The 12,505-nt window shown below is 42.7% G+C and carries 8 protein-coding genes and 1 tRNA gene; 5 read left to right on the top strand and 4 right to left on the bottom strand.

Annotated elements, in window-relative coordinates:
- Positions 1–45: 45 nt before the first annotated feature.
- The 3 genes from EAH55_RS23275 to EAH55_RS23265 all read right to left on the bottom strand — a co-directional run bounded on the left by EAH55_RS23275 (position 46) and on the right by EAH55_RS23265 (position 3,279).
- Positions 46–798 carry an SGNH/GDSL hydrolase family protein gene (locus EAH55_RS23275; protein ID WP_121811790.1) on the bottom strand — a complete coding sequence of 251 codons (753 nt, stop codon included), beginning with the start codon at positions 796–798 and terminating at the stop codon, positions 46–48.
- A 502-nt stretch (positions 799–1,300) separates the two neighbouring features.
- Positions 1,301–1,373, bottom strand: a tRNA-Lys gene (locus EAH55_RS23270).
- A gap of 346 nt (positions 1,374–1,719) precedes the next feature.
- On the bottom strand, positions 1,720–3,279 hold the full coding sequence (locus EAH55_RS23265; RefSeq protein WP_121811789.1) for a beta-N-acetylhexosaminidase: 1,560 nt from the start codon (positions 3,277–3,279) through the stop codon (positions 1,720–1,722).
- A gap of 364 nt (positions 3,280–3,643) precedes the next feature.
- Between EAH55_RS23265 and nagA the strand changes: the two genes are divergently transcribed.
- From nagA to EAH55_RS23240, 5 genes are all read left to right on the top strand, one after another.
- The gene (gene nagA / locus EAH55_RS23260; protein WP_244228331.1) at positions 3,644–4,849 is read left to right on the top strand and encodes an N-acetylglucosamine-6-phosphate deacetylase; all 1,206 of its coding nucleotides are present in this window, start codon (positions 3,644–3,646) and stop codon (positions 4,847–4,849) included.
- Positions 4,850–4,871: 22 nt separating this feature from the next.
- Positions 4,872–5,627: a 6-phosphogluconolactonase gene (locus tag EAH55_RS23255; RefSeq protein ID WP_121811788.1), complete on the top strand. Its 756-nt coding sequence runs from the start codon at positions 4,872–4,874 to the stop codon at positions 5,625–5,627.
- Positions 5,628–5,662: 35 nt separating this feature from the next.
- On the top strand, positions 5,663–6,274 hold the full coding sequence (locus EAH55_RS23250) for a carbohydrate-binding family 9-like protein (protein WP_121811787.1): 612 nt from the start codon (positions 5,663–5,665) through the stop codon (positions 6,272–6,274).
- Positions 6,275–6,562: 288 nt separating this feature from the next.
- Positions 6,563–9,586, top strand: a complete 3,024-nt coding sequence (locus tag EAH55_RS23245; protein WP_121811786.1) for a SusC/RagA family TonB-linked outer membrane protein — start codon at positions 6,563–6,565, stop codon at positions 9,584–9,586.
- 5 nt (positions 9,587–9,591) lie between these two features.
- Positions 9,592–11,223 (top strand): RagB/SusD family nutrient uptake outer membrane protein, encoded by a 1,632-nt coding sequence (locus EAH55_RS23240; protein ID WP_121811785.1) that lies wholly within the window; start codon positions 9,592–9,594, stop codon positions 11,221–11,223.
- 183 nt (positions 11,224–11,406) lie between these two features.
- Here the strand turns inward: EAH55_RS23240 and EAH55_RS23235 are convergent, their stop codons facing one another.
- A complete protein-coding gene (locus EAH55_RS23235) occupies positions 11,407–12,468 on the bottom strand; it encodes a LacI family DNA-binding transcriptional regulator (protein ID WP_121811784.1) in 1,062 nt (353 codons plus the stop codon).
- Positions 12,469–12,505: the final 37 nt, after the last annotated feature.

Here is a 12,505-nt window from a genome sequence, read left to right as displayed (position 1 = left end):
TTTTTTAACTATCGGTAGCGTTTTAGTTTGTTAATTATGTTATTGTTACCATTGTGATTTATGATCCTTAAGCCATGAATTAATAGCTGTAGCTATAACCTCATGCCCTTTTACATCAGGATGTGTTTCATCCGATACTAAAATTTTCGTTCCCCCAGCTTGTATCATTGATTGAGTAAGGTCGATACAATTCTGTATCCCAAACTCTTTACAAACTTCCTGTACCCCAATGCTAAAATTATTTGCTCTATTTTGGTCCACAGGTAACTTTACGAGTTTTTGATTAGGATATTCTTTAAAATAGTACCTGGAAATTACCAATATATCTTCGGGCTTCCAACCTTGTTTCAGGCAAAAAGAAAACACCCGACGATATGCAGATTTAAAATGATCTACAGACGTAGCCTTTGCGGGGCCATAGTAATTGTAAGAACCGATATCATTTGTACCATATGCGAAAACGAGCCTGTCGGTCGCCTTCTCCTTTTTAGGAATTAAATCGCTATAGTTTGCCATAAATCCGCTATTTATACCATACCCGGCATCAACACTTGTTAATGGTTGCCCACTCACACCAAAATTATACTGATTAACATGCCTTTGATTGCAAATTAAAGTGGCCCATCTTTGTTTCTCCGGATACTTCGTTTTCACGCCCATCGTTATGCTATCTCCAAAAAAATAATAAGATGGCTCTAATCGACGAGTGTACAGGATACCAAGTACAATTAAAACTATTAAAATAATTATTACAGATATTATGTATTTGAGCTTAGAAAAGCGTCTTAAAAAATTCATTTGTGTAAGATTTATGTTTAAGTTTTCAAAACTAATAGTTTCAATTCAAATTTGGGGCGTAAGGATTCTTATATAGGCCTTGTATCAATACTTATCTAAAACCGGGCGAGCGGAAATTTACCAGGCCTGCGAAATGACGGACTCTTCGACATCTATCCTAAAGTCGGCATTCCGTGCAAAGTAGCATACCTATCCATGACCGTGAACGGCACCCTGAAAAGCACAAAACTAAATCTTACGTTATTGAGGAGTTTGTTTTACTTTCCTCATCGTTCCCAGCATTGAACACATCCTATTACGCAGGATATAGGCTGATCGCCGAAGCCATTTTGCAGGGCAGTTAGTGGCAACTGCTGTATTTGAAGAGATTCTTTGGCTTTCAGAAAAAAATCCTTTTGTTTTAATAAAATCCCGAACCGTTTATAGGTTATCGCGCAACTGCTGCCAACTAACAGATAGTAAAATACAAAGAAGACGATCAAAATTGATCGTCTTCTTTCAGTGACCCCGGAGAGATTCGAACTCTCGACCCAATGATTAAGAGTCATTTGCTCTACCAGCTGAGCTACGGAGTCATATATCCGATTTTCATCGGGTGGTAAATATGCGAATTATTTTCTTTTTTGCGCTAAAAAATACCCGGCGCCGGCAATTATTTTGATCTGTTGATTGTAAAATTGTTTTGATCAGTATAATGCATTCAACTTAGGCTGCCCCGTATTTGTTCTACTTATCAAGGTCGGTCTTTAATTAATCAACGGTATGGGCATCGATAGCATTGTTGTTAAAAAACGACAACGTTAAAACTCTTATGATGTCGAAATTATAACGATGATTAAATAAAATAACCTTCGTAAGACCCCGGATGATCAAATAAAACACCTCTGAAAAAATTTTCAGAGGTGTTTCTTCATTCCAGATCTATCTCACCAGTTTATCGAAAAGCTCATTAAGCTTGGCGTTGCGAAGCGCCTTTTCATCAGCAAGTTCGCCTGCCTTTAAAAACCCGCCGTTAAGCCGATTAAATTTTTCATCAAGTTTAACGGATTGATCCTTTAATACAACTGCAGTGGCACGGTATTTCCCTTTTACGCTTTCGTTAAATTCGTCGCTGTTCATAGCGGCTTCCAACTGTAGCGTGTTTAGGTAAAACAACCTAATTTCGGCCATTAAACGGTAATGCTCAAACTCCTGCTGGTTTTTCTGTGGCTTCAATTTATTCAAGGTATTTAACGCGTTCCGCGTACTGTCAGCTAAATTATTAAGCGACAAATCTGTTTTGCTTTTTACCTTACCAAACGCAACAGGATAAGGAGCCGTAAACAGGGCTTTCCTGAATAGGTCTGCATCCGCCAGACTAAACCCATAATTGGTTTTGCAGTAATCACGGATAAAAGCGGATATATCCAATGGCTGGTTACTTTTAACCGCCTCAGTGTAGGCTGTAATGAGCATGTTAAATGCCGATAAGGGATAAACACGACGGATGGGATATAAAGCCACCGGATCATCGTTAGAGTCAAATACCGTTGAGTAAGCTCCCGAGGTTGACCAGGAAGTCATCACCACGCCCTGATAATGTAAAGCTTTGATCTGCGGTATAAAATTGTGGATATTCTCGAAATGATTCCACCACTTTTCAATATAAAAATTATCGGGCTCGCTACGGATAGACGGCGCTCCCCATACTTCATAGCCACTTGCCAGCAGCTTATCACGGTTGCCAAAAAGATTTGGGTTCCAGCCATAATTCCAGTCAACAAAAACTGTTTCTTTAGGCAACAAGTGAATATAGTCCGGGTATTTCAGGGCGATATCTGCCCATACTACCGGTTTCTTATCCAACCCGCTAACAATATCGCAGATGAGTTTGATATGATCAAAGTACAGTCGTGACAGTCCTACTTCGGCAGCTTTCTTCTTGCATTTTTCACAATGCCCCAATAAAAAGGTTTCGTCGCCACCGATGTGTACGTACGGCGAATCATGTAGGCTGATCATATCTTTAATCAGCTTGGTAAACAACTCCCGGTTCAGTTCGGGTTCGCTTGGGCATACCTGCGAAAAATCCTTATCGTCTTCCCTTAACGCGGCATATTTATAATGCCGTAAGATGTATTCAACATGCCCGAACGTTTGCTGTAAAGGGATAACATCTATATGCAGGCTACCACAGTATTTTATAAAATCTTTTATCTCTGCGCGTGTGTAAGCATACTTATTGGAGATAACCGATTCCCCGCTATAAGGATATGAACCCTCCCACTCCATAATCAATGTATTGATGCCCTGGTTATGCAGCTTCAGCGCCAGTTGTTTTAGCGCAGGCATGGTCATTACTTGGATGCGCAGATCGACGTGAAAAGCTTTCACCTTCAACCTATCCTGCGCGCGGCTTTGAATAGCAATTGAACAAAGTAATAACACTACAAATAAACTGTGCTTCGTAAATCTCTTGAAATTGGGCCGGAGGTTTTTCATAACTTAATTTCGTTTTTCGTGTACGTACACGAAAAACGAAATTATCTTGTTGATTTTAATTTTCCAAATATTATTGTCGCTATTTGCAAGAAAAATTGAAGCGGCTAAGTTGGTCTCACAACGCAAAGGCTTCTCCAACTGTATCAACACAATCCATTGGGACCCGATTTACGCAGATAATTAAAAAATATTTTTTTGATATTGAAAATTCACTATTATTGCACCGTGTACGTACACGAAAAACAAACCAAAGCAAAACTGAAAACATTTTTACCGATGACATATAGCTACCTTGCCGACTTATATCACTGCCCTGCTATGCATATCTGGTATTTTTCGCGCTACGGGGTTACAAACTAAACACATGGAAACTAAGGACCAACTAATGTCACCTTTTTTAAAAATAAGCAACACACGCATTATAACGCCCAACGGCATTTACCCTAACGGCACCTTGATAGCCGAAAACGGGCGGATCAAAGTAATTGAAAACGGCCCGGTTGATTTTACCTGCGACAATGAAATTGACGCCGGGGGAAATCTTTTATGTCCCGGTTTTATTGATATCCATGTGCATGGTGGAGGCGGTTTTGATTTTATGGATAACAACGTTGAAGCTTATTTAAAGATAGCCGAAATGCACGCACGGTTTGGTACTACCGCCATGACGCCAACCAGCCTGAGTTCCAGCTTTGCTGATTTGGAGAAGACTTTGGAATGCTATGAATCGGCCTCAAAACTGAATCATAACGGAGCCGAATTTATTGGTTTTCATATTGAAGGGCCCTACGTTTCGATGGAGCAAAAAGGAGCGCAAAACCCACTTTATATCAAAGATCCTGATCCTGCGGAATACACCCGGATCATTGAAAGGTTTCCTTTTGTAAAACGCTGGAGCGCTGCCCCGGAACTGCCGGATGCGATGGAATTTGGCAGGTACCTGAAAAGCAAAAATGTATTAGCCGCCATAGCACACACTGACGCTGTTTTTGAGGATGTAATTGAAGCATTTCATAACGGCTTCACGCATGTAACGCATTTCTATAGCTGCATGTCTACTGTGTTCCGCAAAGATGCTTATCGCTATGCCGGCTCTGTTGAGGCTACGTATTTTCTGGATAATATGACTGTAGAGATCATTGCAGATGGTGTGCACCTTCCCCCTGCCCTGCTTAAATTGGTCTGCAAGCTGAAAGGATATGATAATATTTCATTGATCACAGATGCTATGCGCGCAGCAGGTCTTCCTCCCGGTGAAAGCTATCTTGGCACACTCGAAGACAATTTTAAAGTCATTGTGGAAGATGAGGTAGCCAAACTACCTGATCGCTCGGCATTTGCCGGCAGCGTGGTAACCTGCAACAAGCTGGTTAAAAACATGGTTCAACTGGCGGATGTGCCATTAGTTGAGGCGATAAAAATGATGACGATAAATCCGGCCAGAGTAATGGGCGTTGATCAGCAGAAAGGCTCATTAACAGCAGGTAAAGATGCAGACCTGGTACTGATGACCGACGATTTTGACGTTTTGCAAACCATTGTTAAAGGACAAACTATTTACAAAGCCTGAGCAAAGCTTAATTGATACTAAAATGACAACGACATACCAAAACCTAAACGTTATCACACTGGCCGACAGACAAGCGCTGGGTGCAAAAGCCGCTGCCAACGCTGCCGCAACCATAAAAAAACTGCTAAACGAAAAAGAACAAATCAACATCATTTTCGCCGCGGCTCCTTCACAATCCACTTTTTTAGAAAGCCTGAAAAATGATAATTCGATTGTATGGGAAAGGATTAACGCTTTCCACATGGATGAGTACCTTGGTTTGCCTGCAGGAGCGTCTCAAAGCTTCGGAAACTTTTTAAAAGAAGCCATATTTGCTCACGCTAATTTCCGGAGTGTAAATTATATAGATGGCAACGCATTGGATATAAATAAAGAACGCGAGCGCTACGCCAACCTGCTCAGTGACAATAAACCTGATATTGTTTTTATGGGGATAGGCGAAAACACGCATCTTGCCTTTAATGAGCCCTTCCAAGCCGATTTTAATGACCCCGAGATTATCAAGATCGTAACACTCGACCCGGTTTGCCGCCAGCAGCAGGTTAACGATGACTGTTTTAAACGACTTGAAGATGTACCGGTAAAAGCATTAACCCTTACCATACCGGTCTTAGTAGCAGCTAAGTATATATTTTGTATGGTACCGGGGATCAATAAAGCCGATGCGGTACGGAAAACACTGAATGAGCCGGTATCAGTTGAATTTCCGTCAACCATTCTGCGTGAACACCATAACGCTACCTTGTACCTTGATACTCAAAGTGCCTCGCTATTATAAGCTATCATTTCAAAGCCCTGATTGTACCATAAATCATGATCTCCACAGAAACAGTTATTCCGTTTTCTGCCACAGGCAGCGATATGGCTGCGCTGACTCTGCAACATGCTTTATGGAACACCGCTTTACAACAGGAATCCCAAATTGGCATCGCTCATGATGGCAACGGTATATGGTTAACCTTTGATGTCTGGGATAAATTCCTGCAATCCAGGAAAAGAAGTTTTAACGATGACGTCCACTTTGATAACTGTGTGGAGTTTTTTTTTCGCTTTCCAAGCGATATCGGTTATTACAATTTTGAGTTTAACTGTCTTGGTTCAATAAAGGCTGCTTACGGCCCGGATAGGTTTCAACGGAAGTTTTTACCGGTTGCGATACTGCACAAAATAGAACAAAACCTCCAGGTTTCTATCAGCAACCAAAATAAAACCGGGTTAATCAATTGGAAAATCGGCGTTTATATTTCCCTTAGCACATTTCTATTCAGCGATATCTCCTTTCTTCAAAACATAACCTGCGAAGCCAATTTTACCAAATGCGGCGATATGCTGCCTCAACCTCATTATTTTTCGTGGGTTTACATTGATACCCCCTCTCCCGATTTCCATCGCCCTGAGTTTTTCAGGCCAATACATTTCGCCTAAAGTTCTTTAAGCCCCTCCTCTATTTTCATCCTCCTAATTATCCTGATTTTATGGTCTTTATAGACCTAAAAACCTGCTTTTCCCGCTTTTTCAAACCTTTTTAGCCCTAATCGATAAATAAAATCTCAAAACGTTTGGAAAATTATTAAAAACAAATAAATTTGTTTACGTGTACGTACACGTTTATTTTGTTACCGTTAACGTAAAAACAATTCTTCTACCGGTTTCTACCATTTTTAATCACAGATCAATGAATTAACATTTATTAAAACCCAAACAATTAGAGCTATGATGAAACTACGACCACCTATCAACATGCATGCTTCTACCTTAGCCGGATACACCCTATCCCGGTGTTGGGGTAAGACGACATTTAAGTTTGCCATGATTCTCCTGTTTATTATAGGAAGCTATAGGGCAAGCGCGCAAAACCACTTGGTTAGCGGCCGGGTAATTGACAGCCTAACGCTTCAGGGCGTAAGTGGCGCTACCATCAAAATTAAAAACACAACCAAAGGAACAGTTGCCAATCCCGACGGCTCCTTTAAAATTGAAGTAGCCGCCGGCGCTATTTTGGAAATCTCGGCAGTAAACTATCATCCTGTAGAGGTTAAGGCCAATCAATCGGCACCAATACAGATCATGATGGCATCCATCAACAAAACACTGGCCGATGTTGTTGTTATAGGCTATGGAACCGCCAAACGATCGGATGTTACTGGTTCCGTGTCATCAGTTCCCAAAGCCCGCTTATCCGAGATACCAGCACCAAACGTGTTACAGGCCATGGAAGGTACCGTTGCCGGAGTTAATATCACCACAGGTACCAATGCCCCTGGCGAAAGTCCCAGCATTGTGGTACGTGGCGTAAACACTATCACAGGAAGCACCGATCCGCTGATTGTTATTGACGGAACACCCTTCCAAAGCCTTTCATTAAATGATATCAACACCAATGATATCGCTTCAATAGATATATTAAAGGATGTATCGGCCACTGCCATTTATGGTACACGTGGTGCCAACGGTGTTTTACTGATCACTACCAAACATGGTAAAGCGGGTAAGGCGTCAATCTCTTTCAGCAACTACGCGGGTCCGGAATATTTTGCACATAAGGTGAAACCTATGGGTCCGGCGGAGTATGTGCAGAAATATGCCGACTACAAACTGGAAGCCGGTGTAGACAATAATTTCCCCGTTCCGAACCAATATGAGCAGGAAAATTATGCTGCCGGGAAAACTACCGACTGGCTAAAGGAAATTTCACAACAGGGTTTTATCCAGGACCATAACCTGAGTATTACCGGGGGCGGTAAGGATGTAAGATACTTTGTATCGGGCGATTACTTCCGCGAGAAAGGTTTACTTAAAGGCTTCCAGAATAAACGCGGGAGCATCCGCTCAAACATTGACGCGACATTAGCCAGCTTTTTAACTGTTGGCGCTAACCTGTACATGACGCTCAATAACTTTGACGGCGGTCGCGTAAACCTGCAGCAGGCTATGCAAATGAGTCCTTATGGTAGGTTTAAAGACCCGGATGGCAATTATACAATTTTCCCCATGTCGGGCGATCTGGCTTTTCAAAGCCCTATGCTTGGCCTTACTACAACAAGGAACGACAGGCGCGAGAACTTCATAACCAACGTTTATGCTGAAGTAAAACCATTGGCTGGGCTAAAATACCGTGTTAATGCCAGTTACAACTACCTCCCTACCCTGTATCAATACTACCAGGGAAGATTGGCCGGCGATATTACCAATGGTTCGGCAACGGTAAGCAATGGCGAGCGCAACAACTGGGTAGTTGAAAACATCCTGACCTACGAGAAGAACTGGAATAAGCACCACATCGATTTCACCGGCTTATACAGCGCCCAGCAGAACAGGGAATATTCATCAACCCTCAATGCCTCGGGCTTTATTAACGATGCGCTGCAGTTTAATGCATTACAAGGCGCTTCTACGTTCTCGGCTTCTTCATCGTACATCAAAACTACCATTGTATCGCAAATGGCGAGGATCAATTACAGCTATGATAGCCGTTACCTGATAACAGCCACAGCCCGTCGTGACGGTTACTCGGCATTTGGCAGTAATACTAATAAATATGGTACATTCCCATCTGTTGCAATAGCCTGGAACGTGAGTAACGAATCGTTCATGAAAAAGGCCGAATTTATTGACAACCTTAAACTACGTGGTTCATATGGTTTATCGGGCAACCAATCGGCAGTTGTACCTAACTCCACAGTTACCACATTTTCTACTACCAGCATCCCATCCGGCGGCAAACCAACAACAGGCATCGTTGCCGACATATTGGGCAACAGCGATCTGAAATGGGAAAGCACGTATGGCGCTAATATAGGTATCGATTTCAGCTTGTTTAAAGGTCGCATTAGTGGTACTATTGAAGGGTACAAAACCACCACTAAAAATCTGGTGCTTTACCGCCAGCTACCTGCCGCTACCGGCTACCTCAACATTGTATCCAACGTAGGTAAGGTTGGCAATAAAGGTATTGAGGTTACTTTACGTACCCAAAACATCGTTAGCGGCGATTTTAGGTGGGAAACCAATTTCAACTTCGCGGCCAACAACAACAAGATTCTCGACCTGTATGGCGATAAAAAAGATGATATCGGTAACCGCCTTTTCATTGGCAAACCCATTTATGTTATTTATGATTACAAGCAGGTTGGCGTATGGAAAGTTGGCGAAGATCCGTCCAAACAAGATCCAGGTGCCATCCCCGGCGATTTGAAATTTGCCGATCTGGATCATAACGGCGTTATTACATCTGATGGTAAAGACCAGACTATCCTCGGCCAATCAACACCTAAATGGACAGGCGGTGTTACCAGTGCGTGGCATTACAAAAACTTTCACCTGAGTGTGTTCATCCAAACCGTACAGGGCGTTACCAAATATAACCAGCTAACTAATTTTGTTGACTATGGTGGCAGGCAAAACGTTGTGAGTGGCCTGGGCTACTGGACGCCGACCAACCAAAGCGATGTCCGTCCGTCCATCAACTATGTAAATTACCTTAACTACGGCTATCCGCAAAAAGCAAACTTTACGCGCATTAAAGATGCCACCTTCAGTTATACCATGCCTAATTCACTGGCCGACAAGCTAAAACTAAACGCCCTTACTTTGTATGTAACCGGTCGTAACCTTGCAACTTTTACCAATTGGTTTGGTTGGGACCCAGAAGCTAACTACGCTGCAACCGGCGATACCGGAGGCAATTATCCTTTGGTACGGACATTTATTATTGGCGCAAACATCACATTGAAATAAGCATTATGAAAACATATATCAAACTGCTAACGGTGCTGCTCGCCATAGGTGCGATGCTCAACTCCTGTAAAAAGGACTTTTTGAAAGAGACCGTTTACTCCAAATTTACCCCTGCGGCGCTCAAAGATTCACTTGCCTTTGAAGCGGGTATAGTAGGTTTACAATACACTTACAATCTTTGGAACAATCAAAACGAAAACCAGAATGGTAACCAGGGCTTTCTGTGCGTATGGCAAATGGGCACCGATGTGGCCTATAACAAAGCCATCGACGATCTGGACCCTATGGCCATACCCTACACAAACTATGAAAAACTCACCTCAAGGGATGTATCGATAGATTTTGTTTGGAGATGGTGTTACCTGCTCATTAACAACGCCAATAATGTGGTAACCAATATCGATCAGCCTGGGTTAACCCTATCAACCGGCTTTAAAAATCGTATTAAAGGGCAAGCATTATTTTACAGGGGATTAGCCTATAATTACCTGGCTACCTTATTTGGCGGTGTGCCCATTATTACCACGCCGCTTACCGCGCCTAAAACTGATTTTGTACGCGCATCGCTTGATGATGTAAACAAGCTCATTGTACAGGACCTTACTTTTGCTAAACAAAACGCGCCAACGGTTGATCAATTAGCAGTAGCCTCAACACCACACACCGCTATGGCTTCTCAATTATTGGCAGAGGTTTACCTGAGGATGGGCAAAAACCCTGACGCTGAAACTGAGTGTAACGCCGTTATCAACAGCGGCTTTTTCAGCCTGATCAGGAACCGTTACGGTGTACATGCCAACCAACCGGGCGACGCTTTTGCCGATATGTTCATTTTTGGTAACCAGCGTCGTAATCAGGGCAATACCGAAGCCATCTGGGTGCAGGAAACGGAAAACCCGGCGTCGGTACCTAACGGTGCGGGACCGGATATTGATAGCAAGTTTCCGGGGTATCACTTTACCGGTTCGCAACACCGCAGGGCCTGGGGTAGCCGCTATTATAACACACCGGGTATGATCATAGGCGATAGTTTGGGCGGTCGTGGTATCAGTCGGATGGCATTAACTTATTTTGTACTTAACCTGTACGACAAGAATGACATGCGCAATTCCCAATACAACCTGCGTCGCAAATATTATTATAATGATCCGTCAAGCTCCCTTTACGGCAAACTGGTTACGGGGCCAGGTATTGACACCAACCGTAACATTGTACCCAAAACAAACAAGTGGGACCAGTTTGACCCTAACGATGAGTTTGGCAGCAGCATGATCAAGGATATGATCATTATGCGTCTGGGTGAAACCTATTTACTTAAAGCCGAAGCTCAATTTAAACAAGGGAATACCGCCGGGGCTGCTACGAGTATCAATGTACTGCGCGACAGAGCACATGCGCCTTTAGTTAATTCAGGGCAAATTACAATGGATTTTATATTGGATGAGCGCGTACGCGAATTGATTGCCGAAGAGAATCGCCGCATGACCCTGATGCGTACCAAGACACTGGTTGACAGGGTTAAAAACCGCGGGCAAAAGATCACCAGTATATCTGATAAGTATTTGTTGTTACCGATACCTCAATCAGAGATTGATCTGAATAAGGACGCTCAGTTAACACAAAACCCTGGCTATTAACAGCGTGCACCGTTAGGTGCTACCTATTTGTAGAATCATGATTAAATTATTTTTTGCGCCGTAGGTGCTACCCTAATGAAGGAGTTTATAGTCGATATGATAAGGGTAGCCTCTACGAGGCACCAATTTTATAATTAATTTATCTACAAATAGGTATCCCCTACGGGGAATCAAAACATTATTTTAATTTTTATAATAATGGAAGTTTTCTTTGGTGATGATATCTATCGGCATGTAGTTAGTACGTTCTGCATCACCTAAGCCAAAAAGATGTTTGTAGAGTGCCATGATACCCTGGTAACCTTGCTCTTTAGGGCGCTGACTGATAATAAATGAGATAGATTCATTTTCGAGGCAACGGATATTTTCTTCAATAAAATCATAGCCAATCAGTATTAGTTTTTGCGAGTGATCTGCCAGCACACGGGCTACTACGTTTACCCGCGAGTTGGTAACAAACAGTACGCGCGCGTTAGGTGCTGAAGCCAGCGCTTTACTGAGCTGTTTTTTAACCGATTGAATATCGGTGTTGTTGATATTAAGCGTAAGTATCGTATTGGCAATATTATGTTCCTCAAAATACTTCCGGAAGCCTTGTTCCTTCCTTAGTAAATGGTGATCGAGTTCCAATTCGGTAGAGATATTGACTATAAATATATCGTCGGTTTCGCGGGCCATCATGCTGATAATCTGCGCCGCAAGCCTACCACTTTGAAACAGGTCAGGCCCTATATAACTTAAGCTCTCCTGCCTGGGCAGATCAGAGTTGATAAAAACAAATGGGATATTGGCCTCCGTTAGCTTCTTGGTAAGCATAAGTGACTCTTCAATAAACGACGGTGCAAGTAACACCCCTTGTAAATCAGCATCCAGTATCTGCTCACTCGCAGTGGTAAAGCTATTTTTTGAATCTAAATCGTAAAAGAAGTGTGTGACACTTATCCCAAACTGTTTTAACTCTTCCACTGCTTGTGTGATACCAACCAGCGGGTACGACCAGTAATTGGTTTCGCTGGATGTTTTCGGGATAAGTACACCAATATTCACCTGGTCGCGACGAGCCAAAAGGCTGGCCATTTTATTGGGTCTGAAATTCAGCTCTTCAATAATGGCATTAACCTTTTTACGGGTTTCGTCTGATACCCCCTTGCGATTATGGATCACCCTGTCAACCGTACCGATAGAAACGTTAGCGAGTCGGGCAATTTCCTTAACACCCGTTGAGTTTGAGTTACTTTCTTTCATGTTCAGATTCCAAATATACAGACGAATCGACTTATTC

Source organism: Mucilaginibacter kameinonensis, assembly GCF_003675385.1.
In the GTDB taxonomy this organism is placed as follows: domain Bacteria; phylum Bacteroidota; class Bacteroidia; order Sphingobacteriales; family Sphingobacteriaceae; genus Mucilaginibacter; species Mucilaginibacter kameinonensis.
This window is presented reverse-complemented; position numbering and strand designations above follow the sequence as displayed.